17 protein-coding genes are annotated in these 17,701 nt (G+C 41.4%); 10 read left to right on the top strand and 7 right to left on the bottom strand.

Annotated elements, in window-relative coordinates:
• Positions 1 to 463 precede the first annotated feature (463 nt).
• Both rho and LK453_RS04680 read left to right on the top strand, forming a co-directional pair.
• On the top strand, positions 464 to 1,732 hold the full coding sequence (gene rho, locus LK453_RS04685) for a transcription termination factor Rho (RefSeq protein WP_041773372.1): 1,269 nt from the start codon (positions 464 to 466) through the stop codon (positions 1,730 to 1,732).
• A 237-nt stretch (positions 1,733 to 1,969) separates the two neighbouring features.
• Positions 1,970 to 2,209 (top strand): glycine zipper family protein, encoded by a 240-nt coding sequence (locus LK453_RS04680; RefSeq protein WP_201528287.1) that lies wholly within the window; start codon positions 1,970 to 1,972, stop codon positions 2,207 to 2,209.
• A 253-nt stretch (positions 2,210 to 2,462) separates the two neighbouring features.
• Here the strand turns inward: LK453_RS04680 and ypfJ are convergent, their stop codons facing one another.
• Complete coding sequence (ypfJ, locus tag LK453_RS04675; RefSeq protein ID WP_201536075.1) at positions 2,463 to 3,332, bottom strand: KPN_02809 family neutral zinc metallopeptidase; 870 nt, start codon at positions 3,330 to 3,332, stop codon at positions 2,463 to 2,465.
• Between the two features lie 702 nt (positions 3,333 to 4,034).
• Between ypfJ and LK453_RS04670 the strand changes: the two genes are divergently transcribed.
• A complete protein-coding gene (locus LK453_RS04670; protein ID WP_201541534.1) occupies positions 4,035 to 4,394 on the top strand; it encodes a hypothetical protein in 360 nt (119 codons plus the stop codon).
• A gap of 357 nt (positions 4,395 to 4,751) precedes the next feature.
• Here the strand turns inward: LK453_RS04670 and LK453_RS04665 are convergent, their stop codons facing one another.
• From LK453_RS04665 to rpmI, 5 genes are all read right to left on the bottom strand, one after another.
• A complete protein-coding gene (locus LK453_RS04665) occupies positions 4,752 to 5,057 on the bottom strand; it encodes an integration host factor subunit alpha (RefSeq protein ID WP_201536080.1) in 306 nt (101 codons plus the stop codon).
• A 236-nt stretch (positions 5,058 to 5,293) separates the two neighbouring features.
• Positions 5,294 to 7,705, bottom strand: a complete 2,412-nt coding sequence (gene pheT, locus LK453_RS04660; protein ID WP_201536083.1) for a phenylalanine--tRNA ligase subunit beta — start codon at positions 7,703 to 7,705, stop codon at positions 5,294 to 5,296.
• Between the two features lie 102 nt (positions 7,706 to 7,807).
• The gene (gene pheS / locus LK453_RS04655) at positions 7,808 to 8,938 is read right to left on the bottom strand and encodes a phenylalanine--tRNA ligase subunit alpha (RefSeq protein ID WP_227674328.1); all 1,131 of its coding nucleotides are present in this window, start codon (positions 8,936 to 8,938) and stop codon (positions 7,808 to 7,810) included.
• A 246-nt stretch (positions 8,939 to 9,184) separates the two neighbouring features.
• Complete coding sequence (gene rplT / locus LK453_RS04650; protein WP_007394884.1) at positions 9,185 to 9,541, bottom strand: 50S ribosomal protein L20; 357 nt, start codon at positions 9,539 to 9,541, stop codon at positions 9,185 to 9,187.
• A gap of 90 nt (positions 9,542 to 9,631) precedes the next feature.
• Positions 9,632 to 9,829, bottom strand: coding sequence for a 50S ribosomal protein L35 (gene rpmI, locus LK453_RS04645; protein ID WP_007394883.1), 198 nt, complete (start codon positions 9,827 to 9,829; stop codon positions 9,632 to 9,634).
• 470 nt (positions 9,830 to 10,299) lie between these two features.
• Between rpmI and hisIE the strand changes: the two genes are divergently transcribed.
• From hisIE to LK453_RS04615, 6 genes are all read left to right on the top strand, one after another.
• Positions 10,300 to 11,256, top strand: coding sequence for a bifunctional phosphoribosyl-AMP cyclohydrolase/phosphoribosyl-ATP diphosphatase HisIE (gene hisIE / locus LK453_RS04640; RefSeq protein WP_201536100.1), 957 nt, complete (start codon positions 10,300 to 10,302; stop codon positions 11,254 to 11,256).
• Between the two features lie 68 nt (positions 11,257 to 11,324).
• Positions 11,325 to 11,579 (top strand): Sec-independent protein translocase subunit TatA, encoded by a 255-nt coding sequence (locus tag LK453_RS04635; protein WP_007394881.1) that lies wholly within the window; start codon positions 11,325 to 11,327, stop codon positions 11,577 to 11,579.
• A 100-nt stretch (positions 11,580 to 11,679) separates the two neighbouring features.
• Positions 11,680 to 12,315 (top strand): Sec-independent protein translocase protein TatB, encoded by a 636-nt coding sequence (gene tatB / locus LK453_RS04630; RefSeq protein WP_201536103.1) that lies wholly within the window; start codon positions 11,680 to 11,682, stop codon positions 12,313 to 12,315.
• Entirely contained in the window at positions 12,312 to 13,181 is an 870-nt protein-coding gene (gene tatC, locus LK453_RS04625; protein ID WP_201536120.1) for a twin-arginine translocase subunit TatC, read from the top strand. The genes tatB and tatC overlap by 4 nt, the downstream gene beginning before the upstream one ends.
• Positions 13,182 to 13,537: 356 nt before the next feature.
• A complete protein-coding gene (locus LK453_RS04620) occupies positions 13,538 to 15,052 on the top strand; it encodes a UvrD-helicase domain-containing protein (protein WP_201536123.1) in 1,515 nt (504 codons plus the stop codon).
• A 186-nt stretch (positions 15,053 to 15,238) separates the two neighbouring features.
• Positions 15,239 to 16,009, top strand: coding sequence for a hypothetical protein (locus LK453_RS04615; protein WP_201536126.1), 771 nt, complete (start codon positions 15,239 to 15,241; stop codon positions 16,007 to 16,009).
• A gap of 224 nt (positions 16,010 to 16,233) precedes the next feature.
• Here the strand turns inward: LK453_RS04615 and LK453_RS04610 are convergent, their stop codons facing one another.
• Positions 16,234 to 16,572 carry an ASCH domain-containing protein gene (locus LK453_RS04610; RefSeq protein ID WP_201536129.1) on the bottom strand — a complete coding sequence of 113 codons (339 nt, stop codon included), beginning with the start codon at positions 16,570 to 16,572 and terminating at the stop codon, positions 16,234 to 16,236.
• 123 nt (positions 16,573 to 16,695) lie between these two features.
• Between LK453_RS04610 and LK453_RS04605 the strand changes: the two genes are divergently transcribed.
• Positions 16,696 to 17,679 (top strand): tRNA dihydrouridine synthase, encoded by a 984-nt coding sequence (locus LK453_RS04605; protein ID WP_201536132.1) that lies wholly within the window; start codon positions 16,696 to 16,698, stop codon positions 17,677 to 17,679.
• The last annotated feature ends 22 nt before the right edge of the window (positions 17,680 to 17,701 follow it).

Genomic DNA, 17,701 nt, shown 5'->3' with positions numbered 1-17,701 from the left:
TCAGTCACTATAGAGTTGATTCATGACAATGCCCATTATCTCAGGTGATACATCCTATTTAATCTACGGGCAATCCAAGTACAGATAAAAAACCTTCTCTAGCTAAGTTTGAACCGCTGGTGCCTTTTAATCCACCCATGGTCACTTAGTAAAGTAGGTTTCCTAAATTAGTATTATAAATATCTGAGTACCAACGTTTTTTTCTCTGCTTTATCGATAAGCAGTCATTGTAAATAGCTAGGTCTCTACTCTTATATCCAATGAAATTTAGATCTTCTTGAGCTAAGTAAGACTATTCATGTTAATGACACACTCTGTTTCCTATCTTTATTTTCCATCAATCCTATCACTGTGTAGCGATGTCTTTGTATCGCATGCACTTCTATAACCTATCGCATATGCATAGTTTATATAGGCGTACCGGCAGCTGACTATGACTCAACAACCATCAAACGAAACTTCTATGAACCTCACTGAATTAAAAAAGAACTCCGTTGCTGAATTGCTAAACATTGCAAAAGAAATGGGGCTAGATAACCTTGCGCGTAGCCGCAAACAAGATATTATCTTCGCTATTCTAAAAAAACACGCTAAAAATGGTGAAGCTATTTATGGCGATGGCGTACTCGAAGTACTTCCCGATGGATTTGGCTTTCTACGTTCATCAGAGGGCTCTTATTTAGCCGGTCCTGATGACATTTATGTTAGTCCAAGCCAAATCAGACGTTTTAGCTTAAAAACAGGCGATTCAATCGCGGGTACCATTCGACCTCCAAAAGACTCAGAGCGTTATTTTGCGCTTCTAAAAGTAGGCGAAATCAACTTTGATACCCCAGACCGTTCACGTCATAAGCTTATTTTTGAAAACCTTACCCCCCTATTCCCCACCGAACAATTAAAACTGGAAATGGGCAACGGCACCACTGAAGATTTAACGGGTCGTGTAATCGATTTGATTGCTCCAATCGGTAAAGGCCAACGATCAATCATCGTGGCGCCACCAAAAGCGGGTAAAACCGTTTTACTACAAACCATTGCCCAATCTATTACTCGTAACAATCCAGAGTGCTATCTGATTGTACTGCTGATCGATGAACGTCCTGAAGAGGTAACTGAGATGCAGCGCACGGTCCGCGGTGAAGTTGTGGCATCTACCTTCGATGAGCCACCTCAACGTCACGTACAAGTGGCTGAAATGGTGATTGAAAAGGCCAAACGCTTGGTAGAGCATAAGCAGGACGTGGTTATCTTACTCGATTCAATTACCCGTTTAGCCCGTGCTTATAACACCGTTGTTCCCTCTTCAGGTAAAGTACTGACGGGTGGTGTCGATGCCAATGCATTGGCACAACCCAAACGTTTCTTCGGTGCTGCACGTAACATCGAAGAAGGCGGCAGCTTAACCATCATTTCAACTGCTTTAATAGATACAGGTAGTAAGATGGACAGCGTTATCTTTGAAGAATTCAAAGGTACTGGTAACCAAGAGATTACCTTAGAGCGTGATCTGGCAGAAAAACGTGTTTTCCCAGCGATTAATATCAAAAAATCAGGTACTCGTCGTGAAGAGCGTTTACTTGACGAAGATACGCTACGAAAAGTATGGATTTTACGTAAGCTATTGCAGCCAATGGATGGGGTACAGGCCACAGAGTTTTTACTTGATCGTTTAAAAGAAGCCAAAACCAATGACGACTTCTTTGATCAAATGAAACGTAAATCTCAAAACTAAGTCTTTACAGTACTTTGTAAAGTACCCCTAAAAAAAGATCCCTCATTGGGGTCTTTTTTAGGCCTAAACGTAACCTTTCTTCACTGCAGACACACCAGCGTAACAACATTTACGTATCAAAATCAAAGACCAGTCATTTTGATACAGGGTTTAATCATCGATAGTTTAATATTACAAGTTATTAATACTTTCCCCATTTTTTCGTTTCTCATAACGCCTCACAACAAGGAAGACACTATGAAACTTACCAAAACTCTTGCTTTAGCAACCATGACTAGCTCTGCTCTATTTTTAGCGGGCTGTAACTCAACAGGCGGTTATAACTCAATGAACAACACTGCTAAAGGTGCTACTGCTGGCGCTGTCGCAGGTGCTTTAATTAAGTCTGGTGGTAATAGCAAAGACATCGCAAAAGGTGCAGCAGCTGGTGCAGCGATTGGTGGTGTTAGTGGTTACGTTATTGATCAAACTAACTAAAATAATTTTGATTAATTAAGCACTTATTTTTAGTTCTTTATTGATTAAATAATTAGAGTAAGACTAAATCATTATGATTTGATAGTATGAAGCTTTTATAGTATGTGTTTCAAATATTATTTAACTTGTAGCTAGTTACATTATTATTTAATCATTAAAAAAGCCTGCAATTTTTGCAGGCTTTTTTATGTTTAGCTATTATAGAAACAATCATATCAATTCAAAACTAAGATAAATCAATAAAAAATCTTATTTAGATAGACCCTGAAAAGGTATCACAATTGTTAATATTTCCACTATTTAGACCACGGGTGAACCAATTAACACGTTGTTGACTGGTTCCATGGGTAAAGTTATCTGGTGATACTGTACCTCGAGTTAAGCGATCATCTCCAATCTGGCTAGCAGCATGTAGCGCCTCATCAATATCGCCGGGTTCTAAGAAATCAACACGTTGTTGATTATAATTAGCCCAAACTCCTGCAAAACAATCTGCTTGCAACTCTTGACGTACGGATAATTGATTGGCTTGAGTTTCATTTAATTGACGTCGTGCTTCAGTCACCTTTTGAGAAATGCCAAGTAATGTCTGCACGTGATGTCCTACTTCATGGGCTATAACGTAAGCTTGGGCAAAGTCACCTGCTTTATCCTGGTTTTCAGGATTAGCTGATTCCTGCTGATCTCCAGATATACCTAGGCTATTACGCATTTCAGCAAAGAACGAAGTATCTAAATATAATTGTTGATCGCCAGGACAATAAAAAGGGCCCGTTGCAGAGGTAGCACTACCACAAGCAGAATTCGTACGTCCATTAAATAGGACTAAAGTAGGTTTTTTATAAGTACCGCCTAAGTCTTTAAATATCTGGTCCCAAACATCTTCTGTATTTGCCAGAATAGTCTCTACAAACTGAGTATCGCGACTGTCATCATTTACGGGTTGAGTACTACTACTACTACCAGCGGTTACGCTTTGGCCAGTTTGAAAGGCAGTCATTGGGTTCACCCCAAATACCAACCACAGCACTAAACCAATGATAATACCAAATATACCGCCACCGGCAGCTTTACCGCCGCTCATACGTACGTTTGTGCTACGTCTATCGCCTTGCCATTTCATATATAGTTCGCCTCTATTATCACTTAAACTTCTTTGGGCGTCTAATAATAGCTGCCTCTTAATGTTTAGTCGTTAAATTATTTTTTGGAAATCATTTCATTGCAAATCACTTAATTCTAAGCCACTCAACTTTAAGCCGGTTAGTTTTAAGTCACTTAGTTATAGACTATAAGTCATTTATTTATAGTCTAGTTGTACACATATAACTCAATAACCAGATATTTCATTAATCTCCGGCTAAAATTTTTGATGCACGATATTCTGTTAAAAAGTATAATAAGCAAATATTTGAGGGTTACGCTATGAATTATTGCTGATTAACTCAAATATTTACATTTAGTCACTTTTTATCCAAATTATTTTGTAGCTTTTTACAAGTAAATCTATATTATATGCAAACATATAAAACTAGAGTTTAGAACACCTGCCAATTTAATAAATAGCTATTTTGTATATTTATTGGCTAGTGCAGTCGAAACTTACTGGTAATTTGTTCCAATCGTTTCGTTAAAAATTGTATCTAAATATAATGTTTAACCAAATTTACTTTAACTTGTAATATTAGTGATGTATAATCGCTAACGAATTCTGACTCTGCAAAATTGTATTTATATTAAGTTAATCGACAGCAATACTTCTTATTTCTGCGTAACTTTTTATAAGGTGTTGTGTCAGTTATATTTCACTTTCTTGGAGAAAATTATGAAACTTAAGCTACTTGCACTTTCAGGTTTAATGGCAGCAACTATGGGCTTAACAGCTTGTGACAGCAACAAAGAAAACGCTGTTGAAGACGTTAACGATGCTCAAGAAGAGTTACAAGACGCATCAGCTGAGCTTGACCAAGCCGCTGCTGAAGGCGAAAACACTGCTGCTGCAGACGCTGCTGTAGCTGATACTCAAGCTGCTGCTGCTGACGCTGAAGCTGCTGCTGCTGCTGGCGACGCTGAAGCTACTCAAGAAGCTAACAACATTGACGCTGCTGCTGACGCTGCTGCTACTGATGCAGAAGCTGCTGCTGACACTGCAACTACTACTACTGAAACTACTACAGCTCAGTAATAGGGTATTAGACCTGTCTATTGCTTAGTAACTTTACTTTGTAATAGTATAAAAAAAAGAGAGCCTATTGGCTCTCTTTTTTTTGCTTTCTTAATAGATAGTTTTAATAACCAATTTTAATAGATAGCTTTAATAGACAACTGGGCTATTTATTTTTTATTACGCAGTATCTATTGATTGAAAAAGTGGTAATCATAGTTCTAGTATTGCTAAATTCAGAACTTACTACTTCTAGTGAGTAGTAAGTCATAGTGTTATTACTATACCCATACTACCCAACCACCCACTATTGAAAACCAACCTAATCAATTAAAATTGAGGTTATGACTAAGATTAAGTTTCAGGCTAGGAGAAAGATTAAAACTGCTGACCTTCTACTTGGCGACGCAATTTTTGACTAGCCTTAAAGGTCACTACTCGACGTGCTGAAATTTGTACTTCCTCACCCGTCTTAGGGTTTCTTCCAGGTCTGCTTTTCTTATCTTTTAAGATAAAATTGCCAAAGCCTGAAAGCTTGACGTCTCTTCCCTCTACCAAATTATCATATATCTCATCAAAAAAGGAATCTACTAACATCCTACCCTGTTGTCTAGTAAATCCAAATTTACTTACTAAATGATCAATGATATCTGCTTTAGTCAGTGTTTCTGGTTTGTCCATCATTACGGCTTCCTTATCGTCTAAAATCCTTAATTGGGCCTTAAAAGACCCAGAATTATAATTATATTAACACCTTATGAGCATCCTACTCAAAAGGTACCCTCCTAATACATTATTCAATTTTAAATCAAATGTTAGGAAATGGAGGTTAGCCCTCCATTTCCTAAGCAAAAGTAAAAATCAAACAATGTGTCAAAAACTCAATAGCCTTTATAGCAATAATAAACAAGCAATTGCCATTAACTGTCTCTTAACTGCGCCCCATGTTCACTCTCTAGCGCAGTGATAACACGTTGCATTGACTCGTTTACTACCTCATCTGATAAGGTCTGTGCAATGTCTTGCCAAATTAAAGCAAAAGCCACTGAACGCATACCCTCTGGAGTATGCTCGCCTTGATACACATCAAACAACCAATGCTGTTGTAACAACTCACCCCCAGCATTGCGAATGGTCTGTGATAACTGTTGACGAGGAATTTCTGCATCTACCAGTAGAGCAATATCACGGCGCACTTGTGGAAACTTAGAAGGGCTTGCAATAGTTTGAGTCGCTCTGGCCTCTTGCAAAATAGGTGCTAAAGCCAATTGCGCTACCCACGTCGTCGGTAAATCAAGCTTCTGTGCCACACTGGGATGAAGCTGACCTAACCAGCCAATTACATTGCCATCGATTAATAGCTCAGCGCTTTGTCCAGGGTGTAAAAATGCCATTTCACTGCGCTGATAACTGATGCGCGACTCTTCTAAAGTTGCAGGAAGTAGCTGCTCTACATCGTGTTTTAGATCAAAAAAGTCCATAGGACGATTGCTATGTGCTTGTTCAGGATTGACATCACCTGTGGCCACAATAGCTAAGCTTAGAGTCTGCACTAATTCATCAATCGTCGCACCAACGAAGCTCAAGCCCGTTTCAAAGAAACGCACACGCGGCTGCTGACGGTTTAAATTATACTGCACGCAAGGAATCAAGCTTGATAGCAAGGTACGGCGCATCACTGCTAAATCTGCAGAAATAGGGTTAGCCAACGCCAGTAAATTACCCAATTTAGCATCATCCAATGCTTTTTCAATCTTCTCATCACTAAAGCTAAAGCTGATCGCTTCCATATAACCGGCATCGACCATGGTTAACTTTAAACGATGTGTCAAATCTGCTGTATCGTCATAACGCATGTCAACACCCAGATTTGGTAACGTACTTGGGATGTTGTCATAACCGTAGATACGGGCAATCTCTTCGATCAAATCTTCTTTAATTTCAATGTCAAAACGATGACTTGGTGGCAAACAGCTTAACACAGTTACGCCATCCTGTTGCTGCTCTTCCACCTTAATCTCTAATTGAGTCAAGATATCGATAATACGCTGCTTTTCGATCTCAATACCAATCACTTCAGCAACTTTGTGTAGTGGCAACTCAACCGCTGCTCTGGTTGGCAGTTTAGCTACATTTTCGACCACAGTAATATGGCCAGCCTTACCGTTAGCGATACCGCTAATCAAGTTAACCGCACGGTTTAAAGCGGTCATAGGTAACTCAAAATCTACCCCACGCTCAAAACGCTGCGAAGCATCTGTGTGTAGCCCAAAACGACGGGCACGACCTGCAATAGCTAACTGATCGAAAAAAGCACTTTCTATAACAATATTAGTCGTACTGTCAGTGACACTACTGCGCATGCCACCCATGATACCTGCTAATGCCAAGATACCTTCATCATCAGCAATGACCAATTCATCACCCTTTAAAGTAATGGTTTGTTCATTAAGCAGCTCAACTTTCTCGCCCTCTTTGGCAATACGTACCTGAATCTTGCCTACCAATTTGTCGGCATCAAATGCATGTAGGGGTTGACCCAACTCTAATAGCACATAGTTGGTCACATCGACTAAGAAATTATGCAAGCGCTGCCCACTTTGTAATAAGGCTTTTTGCATCCAATCAGGAGTTTCGATGCTACGGTCAATATTTAACACAGGCTGGGCCAAATAACGTGGACAGGCCTCTACTGCTTCAACAGTAACCGCTTGAGTCGTATCAACTTCACCTTGTTGCATGGTTATTTCTGGCGCAGTCGTTGCTAGACCATTAATCACGCCTATTTCGCGGGCAATACCGCGTACACTAAAGCAGTCACCACGGTTAGGGGTAATTGAGATGTCTAAAATTTTATTGTCTAACCCAAAGTACTGACGAATATCGAGTCCGATAGGCGCATCTTCAGGTAGCTCGAGCAGACCATCGACCACATCTGGTAGATCAATTTCTGAAGCGCCGCATAGCATGCCTTGTGACTCTACACCGCGCAGTTTGCTTTTTTTAATCTTAAAGCCTTTGCCATCTTCACTAGGCAAATTGGCCCCGATGGTTGCTACTGGTGCGCGCATACCTACGCGTACGTTTGGAGCACCGCAAACAATCTGTAGTGGTGCTTCAGCATTGATATTAACCTGTGTCACGCGCAGCTTATCCGCATCAGGGTGCGGCTCGACACTGATCACTTCACCGATAACCACACCGCTGAAATCTGCCGCAACAGCTTCAATATCATCAATTTCAAGGCCAGCCATAGTTAGTTGATCGGCTAGAGCCTGTGTATCATTATTGGGGTTTACCCACTCGCGTAACCATTGTTCGCTAATTTTCATAGAATTCTCAAAAGGCTGTCAAATTATTATGTTTGTTATAGGATATTAATTGACTTGTTAAAACAGTCGCTCATTAATATCTAAATGTCGCTGTCTGCAAGCTTATCCAAATTGGCGTAAGAATCGAACATCGTTTTGGAAGAACAAACGTAAATCATCTATACCATAATAAAGCATGGCAAAGCGCTCAATACCCATGCCGAAGGCAAAGCCGGTATATTTTTCAGAGTCGATACCACAGTTGGTCAATACTTTGGGATGGACCATACCGCAGCCCATAACTTCAAGCCACTTACCATTGTCTGCTAGGATATCCACTTCAGCTGATGGTTCAGTAAATGGGAAGAATGAGGGACGGAAACGTACCGTCAATTGCTTACCGAAGAAGGCTTCTAAAAACTCATTGATTAAGCCTTTTAGCTCTGCAAAAGTGGTGTGCTCCGTCACCATTAAGCCTTCAAGCTGATGGAACATAGGAGAATGCGTTTGATCGGAGTCACAGCGATAAACACGGCCTGGACAAATAATACGAATCGGTGGTTCACCCGCTTCCATGGTACGAATCTGTACTGGGCTGGTATGGGTGCGTAGTAAATAATGTGCGTCAAAATAGAAGGTATCGTGCATGGCACGCGCAGGATGATGCGACGGAATATTCAATGCCTCAAAGTTATAATAATCACTTTCAACTTCGGGACCTGTCGCTACGTTAAAGCCTGCTTGCATAAAGAATTGCTGCATACGCTGTGCGGTCATGGTTACTGGGTGCAATTGACCTTTTTGTTGACCACGAGCTGGCAACGTAATATCAACACGCTCGGCATTAAGCTTGGCCGTCAGTGCCGCTTCTTCTAAAGCTTGCTGCTGGGCATTAAGCGTATCAGTAATTTGAGTACGTACTTGATGCAACCAACCCCCTAGGGTCTTCTTGCTATCGGCATCAAGCTTACCCATTTGTTTTGACCAACCGGTTAAGGCGCTCTTTTTACCTGTTAGTGTTACTCGCATTTGCTGCAAGTCAGCACTATTTGCAATCTCACTAACCGCAGATTTAGCTGCCTCAACATAGCCTTGTAAGTCGGCTTCGGTTAACTCACTTAAAACATCAGATAAGCTTGGCAGACTGGCAATAAGCTCAGCTAAGCCACGTTTATTCTCAGCAGGGCTGTTTGATGCCGTAGTGTCTTGAGCAGATGTTGTGTTGTCAGGGGATGAAACGTCAGATTGAGTCATGTAAGCATTCTCAGAATTTGTTGGCTAATGGCAGCCTTGGTACGATATCAGGTACCTAGAGTTTAAGCGTATTCACTATTGGCTGCAATTTAAATGTGGGCCGCAATTTAAGCGTTTATATAATAGTTATGAATTTTCAGCTTCAGTAATTGTAAGCAAATAAAATAAAAAAAGCCATCATATGCGATGGCTTCTTTTATAACAATAATAACTACTTAGTGCTTAATTTGTCTACATTAAAATAAATTAAGCTAAGGCAGCTTTTGCTTTTTCAGTCAATGCAGTGAATGCAGCAGCATCATGCATAGCGATGTCAGCTAGAACGCGACGATCGATTTCGATGTTTGCTTTTTTCAAACCATTGATGAAACGGCTATAGCTTAAACCATTTAAACGTGCACCAGCGTTGATACGAGCGATCCATAGACGACGGAAAGTACGTTTTTTGTTGCGACGGTCACGGTAAGCATACTGACCAGCTTTAGTTACAGCTTGTACAGCTACACGATAAACTCTTGAGCGAGCGCCGTAATAACCTTTAGCGCGCTTTAAGATTTTTTTGTGACGACGGTTTGCTTGAACACCACGTTTTACACGGGCCATAAAATACTCCTAATAAATTGATTTGCCTGAACTTATACTGTTAATACATTAAATTAAAAATAGTATAAGAACGTTAGAAATTAAGTGGGTTTATAAATAAGGGCACATACGGCGAACCGCAGCTACATCAGCAACATGTACCAGTTTCGTACCACGTAATTGGCGAATACGTTTAGGAGACTTTTTGGTCAGAATGTGACGTTTGAACGCTTGTTTGCGTTTGAAGCCGTTAGCAGTTTTTTTGAAACGCTTAGCAGCGCCACGCTTAGTTTTCATTTTAACTTTCATAAGAACCTCTTATTCTTTGTTGCCAGTATCAGCGATTATCAAAAGATAACAGCTCACTTAACAGCCAAGGGAAAACCTGTTCGTCAGTGTGTTTACTAACCCTTATAAACAGCAATTAATTGCTCGATATAAAGATAATTACAGCACTGCCTTGAGGTGGGAAGCGCGCATTATATCAGATACCACAGTGTTAACCAACTAAAATCATACCTTTAAGCGGATTTTAAGTTCTACTCTTAAAACTTTAGACCTTAGTCTCAACATGAGTATCAACACATTGCATCACAACAATACTGCATCATAAAAGGCGATGTAACTTGCGGTATAAATGCCTCACTTCATTCGCTACAATGTAATGCTGTCTTTTATATAAACCTATATACTACAGTATTGAGTAGCTATACCAGCATGACCCCAATCTTAACCTTTGACCATATTTAGATATAACTTGATTAATAGGGTGCCGCCTCATGTCCAATCCCAATACACCAGCTAGTGAAAACCACAACCGTCTTAGCACAGATGATGTTAATAGTGATAACCACGAATACCCAGTATGGTTAGATGAGATTAGCTATACTGCCGATGGCTTAGTACCGGCAATTGCTCAAGATAAGACCACCGGTGAAATCTTAATGATGGCTTGGATGAATCGAGAGTCCTTGCTGCTTACCGCTCAGACCAAGACTGCTGTTTATTTTTCGCGTTCACGAGGCAAGTTGTGGCACAAAGGAGAGACATCAGGGCATACTCAAATTGTTCATGACATTCATTTAGACTGTGATGCCGATGTGATTGTGTTAACAGTGACCCAAATTGGCGATATTGCCTGTCATACTGGACGCAAATCTTGCTTTTACCGTAAGCTAGATTTGACATCAGCGTCACCTAGCTGGGAAACCGTAGCGCCTGTCCTTAAAGACCCAGATGATATTTATGGCACTACTTCCTCTGACACAACGAGTGCTATAATAGCAACGGTCGATAATAAGACCCGAGAGACGCCAAGTATGGCGACAAAGACGGCGACCTCTATCGATGCCAGTACGGTGCTAAAACAGTTAGATGCGGTAATGGCAGAGCGTAAACAAGCCGATGCCAAAAGCTCTTATGTGGCAAGCTTATATGCAAAAGGGCTGAACAAGATTTTAGAAAAAGTAGGTGAAGAAGCAGTAGAGAGTATTATAGCGGCTAAAGACTTGGCTTTTGCCAATAACGCCACGAACACTATGATTAGTGCAGATAATGAGACAGCCCCTGAGTATCAGGCTTTAACTGACGATCTCATCTATGAAATAGCGGACGTTTGGTTCCATACAATTGTCACATTAGCTTGGTTTAATATACAGTCCGATCGTGTCTTGGTAGAGTTAGCAAGACGGTTTGGGCTCTCTGGTATTGATGAGAAGAACAGCCGTACTCAATAGGCTTCTGTTTATCTTAAATGGTTCGAGAGTTTTCACTAAATTAATGAGTTGAATAAAAGGACACTATCATGAGCCTATCTCCAATGCAGTTATTAATTATCCTCGGCATTGCTGTGCTTATCTTCGGCACCTCTAAATTAAAAAATGCGGGCAAAGACTTAGGCGGCGCTGTTAAAGGCTTCAAAGATGCCGTTAAGGATGAAGAAGAGGCGCACGCCAGAGCCAAAAACCAGCCAAAAGTTCTTGATCACGAGACCGCTGATACCCCAGAAGTAAAAGTGACCGTAGAAAAAGTAAAGGCTGAAGACACTCATCAATCTTAGGTTCTATTACAGACGTTTGTGCTATTAAAATTGTTTGTGCTACTAAAATAATAGATAAGTACAGTAATAGAAAAATACAGTGATGGGATATTAAGCGGCTATGTTTAACTTCAGTTTTTATGAGCTTATGGTGTTCGGTATCATTGCGCTCATTGTTTTGGGTCCCGAAAAATTACCGCAAGCCGTACGGACGGTAGGTACTTATTATTCTAAGTTCCGACGTACCATCGGTACCTTAAAGGCTGAAATGGAAGCTGAACTGGATTTGGCAGAAACTCGGCAGCTTATGCAGCAAGAGTTGGCTAAAATTCGTCAGTCAGAAGCACAAATGCAAAAAGAGATGGCCCAACTGCGCGGCAGTTTGCAAGAGTTTGAACAACAAAACTCACAGTTAAAACAAGCGCCGCTTGGGCAATCTACTGCTCAAGATAACTCTGAAACAGCCAGTGAGACATCTGCTCCAACACTCACTAAGAAAGATATTGAAAAAGATGGGCTATCTGCGGATACTCAGTCAGATACAAACTACACCTATCATACCTCAGTCGACAGTGACCCGGCTCATCAGCTCAGCGCTACCATGACCCGTCCTTGGAAAAATATGTGGTTTTTGTTAGGAGACTATGACAGAGCAAGACGCTTGCCACCCGCGCCATTTTTACCAAATTATACCACCAACCCTTTGTTATACGATTTAACTCCTAGCTCAGCTAAGCCTACTGAGGTCAAACCATGAGCTTATTCAAAAAGAAGAAACAGCGTTTTGTTTCTGAACACGACGACCGTTTAGACACTAGTTTAAATGACAACGGTGTGGACTCAATATCAGACGCTCCCTCTGAAGAAGCCCTAGCCGATATGCCACTAACCGAGCATTTGGTCGAGCTAAGAATGCATTTAATCAAAATAATGGTGGTGATTACCGTTATATTCTTAGCTTTAGTAGGCTTTTCACGCGAGCTTTATGACATCATCTCTGAGCCTTTGGTAGAAATCCTACCCACTGCTTCAACGATGATTGCCATTGACCCTGTGGCCAACTTTATGGCCCCTATTCGTCTGACTTTGCTGACGTCAGCCTTTTTTGCTATGCCGTTTATTTTGTATCAGATTTGGGCTTTTGTGGCACCAGGGTTATACAAGCATGAAAAGCGAATAGCGGTGCCTATTTTATTGTCTTCAATCGTCCTATTTTATACTGGTGTGGCATTTGCCTATTTTATCGTGTTGAAGCGGGCGCTTAGCTTTTTAATTACCTTCTCGCCCTCTAGTGTCGTGCCCATGACTGATATCGAGAGTTATCTCAGTTTTGTCACCAAGCTATTAATGATGTTTGGCTTTACTTTTGAGATACCGGTTGTGGTGCTTATTTTAGTAGTCACGGGTCTTGTCTCGGTGGCCAGTCTGGCTGATAAGCGTCGTTATGTTATTGTAGGCTGTTTCGCAGCGGCAGGGGTAATGTCGCCTCCTGATGTGCCCTCTATGTTCTTACTCGCCATTCCAATGATTTTGTTATTTGAACTGGGTTTGCTTTTCGCGCGCTTACTGGTGAAAGAAAAGAAAGCAGTTTCTGAGGAAGAAGCGGACTCTGAAGAAGCATAAAAGCGGATAAAATAGCCGGTTATTAATACAGGGTTTGGATTATCCGTTCTCGATAATCTGCTATAATAAGCAAATGCACCCTGTAATAATAATCTGGTTGCTGTATTTACTATCCTCTACTGTTTGTCCAATATTTCATTCTATTGCCTTTAGCTATAAGCAGTTGTCAGTCTTATAGTGGGCGCTTAAATCATAGGCTGTACAAGCTACCATTGCCTCGTCAATGGTTTTTTAACGCTAAATTTAAGGTTAGTTTTAACCCTCCTTTTGCTCTATAAACAAAGTTGGCTTGCTGATATTAAGTTCGCTTTGTTGCCCTCTGACTTTGTCCCTCTTTTTAATCCATAGGTAATAATATGTCTGTAACTGCTTTATCGTCTGCACCCATGCCGGCTTATATGAGTGACCCGACCGATGAACAGTTGGCCGCCTTAAACATGGCCATGGATGGTAAATCTTTTAAGGTAGTGGCATATGCCGGTGCTGGTAAAACCACAACATTAAAGCTTATCGCTGAACGTTTACGAGGGCGTGGTTTGTACTTAGCGTTTAACAAGGGCATCGCCAATGAGGCCAAGCAAAGATTCCCAGGGCATGTCGACTGCCGTACCTTTCACTCTTTAGCCTACCGCCATGTGCCACGTGATATTACCGCTAAGTTATCATTACCCAGATTTTCGCCAAAACGCTTGGGCGATGATTTGGGATTGCGCACGGTTCAAGTTCGCCGTCAGATGGAAGGTAAAACCAGCTATATCAATCTAACCCCTGCCCGTCAAGCCCGTTTTGTCAGTGATGCGGTGAGTAATTTTTGTAGTACTCATGCCAGCTACCCTGCCCCGCGCCACCTAATTTTCCCCAGTTGGATATCGGCGGCTGACGAAGAACAACTGCGTGAGATACTTTACCCTGCGGTAGAAAAGCGCTGGTTACAGTCTATTGATGCCAGACATCCTGCTGGTATTGGTCATGATATTTATCTCAAGTTATGGGCATTGTCTAAGCCTATTATCCCTGCTGAATTTATTTTGTTTGATGAAGCTCAGGATGCCGATCCGTTAATGATGGGTATTTTGACTCAGCAGCAGCAACAAGTTATTTATGTGGGCGATGCCCATCAGCAAATTTATGAGTGGCGCGGTGCGATCAATGCCATGAAAAAACTACCTTTGCCACAAACCTTATTGACCCAATCCTTTCGTTTTGGGGAGGACATTGCAGATGTGGCCAACTTATTTTTGAAAGCGCTGCAAGAAGAAGTACCGCTTCGAGGCAATCCTAATAAAACCTCAAGCACCGCTAAAATAACCACCCATGGCAAAAAGGATGCGATTCTATGCCGTACCAATGCCTCAGCCATGGCCCAACTGTTGGCAGGTCTAAAGAACGGTCATAAAGTGGCGTTACAAGCGGATGCTGATAGAATGCTTAAATTCTGTAAAGCGGCTGAGAGCTTAAAGGCAGGCAAATCTGCTTACGGGGTGCCAGAGCTTGCTTATTTTTATAACTGGAGCGATGTTCAAGATTATGCGGAGACCAATGAAGGCAGTGACCTTAAGACATTGGTAAAGTTGGTTGATGACCATGGTACCGAGGTGTTGTCACAAGCGGTAAATAGCCTGACAGATGTGCGTGATGCCGACTATGTTATCTCTACCGCCCATAAAGCAAAAGGTCTTGAATGGGATCGGGTGCAGCTCGATGATGACTTCTATTATGATGTGACGCCGAATGGAATTAAGATTAGTCCTGAAGAACTACGTCTACTTTATGTGGCTTGTACCCGAGCCAAGGACAATTTAGACATTCACAATATCAGCGACTTAATCTCTGGCTTCAAGTCGGGTAAAAAAGTCATTTACGGGTCTTAATGAACGAGACAGTACGTCCACTATTGTCTAAATTACAACTGAGTCAACATTACTCAAATTTAAGTAGTAAACGATAATTTTTAACTATAAATTTTTACAATAATTTTTATAGCACTAGCAGATACTAATTATTAAGCAAACTATTTCAAACCCTTAATCAGATTGTTTAGAAACAAGGAACTGGTTATGACAAACTTCAAGTTTACTCAAAATAATGGTGTTATAAAAAGTAATATTGCGCTAAAAAGTATACGTTTATCCTGTTCCACCCTTTTATTTTTAGGTATTACTGGCTGCCAGTCTTCTGCGCAGCCTTCGACTACTCAGACAACACAAACTATTCAACACACACAGCAAACTTCTCCGGTAGTAGCAAACCACGCATCATCTAGCCATGTGCCACATAACTCATCAACTGCTGCAAAACCACCATTTACCGAAATACCTCTCATCACAGATGCCAACCGTCCCCAGTCTGTACCTGGACTCGTACCGCCATCTGCTATTCCTGAATCATGGCGCTTAGCTCCTATTACCGCTTCTGAAACTGATTCGGTTTATAAGACGGAATGGAAGAAATCTGAAATTGGCAGGAAGTGTCCTCTATTGGCCCTTCCCTCCACCGCTAACTCTCACCTCATTGATAGAAGTGTACGGCGTGCCAATTTTTCGGGAGGTTGGGGCGTGGCTTATGATTTACCTGCTTTACGTAGTGCTTATGGTGTGGCGCTTTCAGGAATCAGTGACCCTGCAGGGAAAGGCAGTATTTGGAATGACCACCTTGTGTATCAAGATGGCACTGAGTTGACTTATGGGCGTGAAGGGGGTGATCCTAACGGAAAATGGTTGGCTTATTTGACGTTAGGCGATAATCATTGCTTTTATAATATTTGGAGTACTCAGGGTAAATCACACTTAGAACAAATCATATCAGAGTTACGAGTGGTAAAGCCTTAACCTTTTAGACCTTTAGCCTAATATTATCATGGTCCTTAGCCACTGTTATTGAAAATTTAACTCTTTAATAACAGCATAATTTTGCTTTCTATTTAAACTTAATAGCTAAAACAGTCACTAACTTTGACAACTTCAAACCGTTCACACACAAGTAAGTCTCGGATATCGAAAGTAATATTGAACTCTTTAGCGAGAGACTTAAAAAACTTAATATGCCCGTTCCATCAATATTCATAACTACCGTCGCCCTCGCCTTCGGCTAAAGCAAAATCCAACGGTACTTCTTGCATCGGCGTAAGGCTAACTTCGGTAATTTTAATCATTGCTACCGGTTGGTCTGTACTGTCTAAGATAACTTGATGTAAGCCAACTTGTGGCAAGGGCTCACCTTCTATTTCATACAATTTATATAATGAACAGGTGGCTGTCTTCTTACCTCTAACCACCAGTCTTGCCAATTCATCTGGCTCTGTACCAAACTGCCAAGCAGTTATGGTTACATTGGACTGACTGGTCTCTCGTTTATATTCTTCTATAAATGTTTGCGTCTTATCATTTATCACTATTTTTCTTATCCTTTTATATTTTTCTTCTTTTAATTTCGCCCTATTTAGAATATCAGGCTAGTGGCTGTATTCATACAGATAAGTTATGATGCCCCTCTCAAACCCACACGTGTAATCGATATGTCTTTTGCCACCCAATTTTTCTCAAAACCCGTGCGCCTTCTTGCCCCTATGGAAGGACTCACTGACCCATTAATGCGTCGAATACTGACCCAAGTTGCCAGCGATTTGGGGCGTCCCTATGATTGGTCTGTTAGTGAGTTTATTCGGGTGACTCAGCATGTGCTGCCGGATCATGTGTTTTACCGCTTTGTGCCTGAGCTAAGAAATGACAGCCGAACTAACAGCGGCACCCCCATTCATGTGCAGCTACTGGGCAGTAATCCAGAATTGATGGGTGAAAACGCTTTAGCAGCCTGTGCCCTTGGTGCACCTGCTATAGATATCAATTTTGGCTGTCCAGCAAAGACGGTTAATAATCATCGCGGTGGCAGTGTGTTACTCGATGAGCCTAGCCTGATGCGTGATATTATTTCTGCGGTACGCGATAAGACACCTTCTCATATCCCCGTATCGGCCAAAATACGTCTAGGCTATACCGATACTAGTAATATGAATGATATTAAAAAGGCCATCGCTGACAGTGGCGCTAACTGGCTGACGATACATGCTCGTACCAAAACGCAAGGCTATAAGCCTCCCGCTTATTGGGAAAAAATTACAGGATTTACTGAGCTGCCCATTCCGGTTATTGCCAATGGCGAAATTTGGAATCATGAACAGGCACTACGCTGCATCACCCAATCGAATACGTCTCATTTAATGCTAGGTCGAGGTGCCGTAACTCGGCCCGACTTGGTGGCTCAAATTGATACGCCTGCCGCTTTACTGACGTGGCACGAGTTAATACCCCATCAAATTGCTTTTCTTGAAGGAGAGGCCAAAAGTGATAAGGTGTTGGTAGGACGTTATAAACAGTGGTTAGGGATGCTCAGTAAAGGCTATCTGGAAGCCAAAGTGCTTTGGGATAGCATTAAACGGGTACAAGACAAGCAAGACATTATTAATAGGCTACGGTCTCAAGCTTATAATGATTCACTATAAGAGCAGTAGCACATTTTAAGAA

The organism is Psychrobacter sanguinis, assembly GCF_020736705.1.
Classification (GTDB): domain Bacteria; phylum Pseudomonadota; class Gammaproteobacteria; order Pseudomonadales; family Moraxellaceae; genus Psychrobacter; species Psychrobacter sanguinis.
Note: the sequence above shows the minus strand (reverse complement) of the source record. Positions and strands in the feature narration are given on the sequence as shown.

What these genes read in the sequence shown, in the direction of transcription:
- pheS (WP_227674328.1), bottom strand. Translation starts at nt 8,938, where the DNA reads ATGACTCAATCTGACGTTTCATCCCCTGACAACACAACATCTGCTCAA.
- hisIE (WP_201536100.1), top strand. Translation starts at nt 10,300, where the DNA reads ATGTCCAATCCCAATACACCAGCTAGTGAAAACCACAACCGTCTTAGC.
- rho (WP_041773372.1), top strand. Translation starts at nt 464, where the DNA reads ATGAACCTCACTGAATTAAAAAAGAACTCCGTTGCTGAATTGCTAAAC.
- LK453_RS04605 (WP_201536132.1), top strand. Translation starts at nt 16,696, where the DNA reads ATGTCTTTTGCCACCCAATTTTTCTCAAAACCCGTGCGCCTTCTTGCC.
- LK453_RS04670 (WP_201541534.1), top strand. Translation starts at nt 4,035, where the DNA reads ATGAAACTTAAGCTACTTGCACTTTCAGGTTTAATGGCAGCAACTATG.
- rpmI (WP_007394883.1), bottom strand. Translation starts at nt 9,829, where the DNA reads ATGAAAGTTAAAATGAAAACTAAGCGTGGCGCTGCTAAGCGTTTCAAA.
- LK453_RS04665 (WP_201536080.1), bottom strand. Translation starts at nt 5,057, where the DNA reads ATGATGGACAAACCAGAAACACTGACTAAAGCAGATATCATTGATCAT.
- LK453_RS04680 (WP_201528287.1), top strand. Translation starts at nt 1,970, where the DNA reads ATGAAACTTACCAAAACTCTTGCTTTAGCAACCATGACTAGCTCTGCT.
- LK453_RS04635 (WP_007394881.1), top strand. Translation starts at nt 11,325, where the DNA reads ATGAGCCTATCTCCAATGCAGTTATTAATTATCCTCGGCATTGCTGTG.
- tatC (WP_201536120.1), top strand. Translation starts at nt 12,312, where the DNA reads ATGAGCTTATTCAAAAAGAAGAAACAGCGTTTTGTTTCTGAACACGAC.
- LK453_RS04620 (WP_201536123.1), top strand. Translation starts at nt 13,538, where the DNA reads ATGTCTGTAACTGCTTTATCGTCTGCACCCATGCCGGCTTATATGAGT.
- LK453_RS04615 (WP_201536126.1), top strand. Translation starts at nt 15,239, where the DNA reads ATGACAAACTTCAAGTTTACTCAAAATAATGGTGTTATAAAAAGTAAT.
- ypfJ (WP_201536075.1), bottom strand. Translation starts at nt 3,332, where the DNA reads ATGAAATGGCAAGGCGATAGACGTAGCACAAACGTACGTATGAGCGGC.
- rplT (WP_007394884.1), bottom strand. Translation starts at nt 9,541, where the DNA reads ATGGCCCGTGTAAAACGTGGTGTTCAAGCAAACCGTCGTCACAAAAAA.
- pheT (WP_201536083.1), bottom strand. Translation starts at nt 7,705, where the DNA reads ATGAAAATTAGCGAACAATGGTTACGCGAGTGGGTAAACCCCAATAAT.
- tatB (WP_201536103.1), top strand. Translation starts at nt 11,680, where the DNA reads ATGTTTAACTTCAGTTTTTATGAGCTTATGGTGTTCGGTATCATTGCG.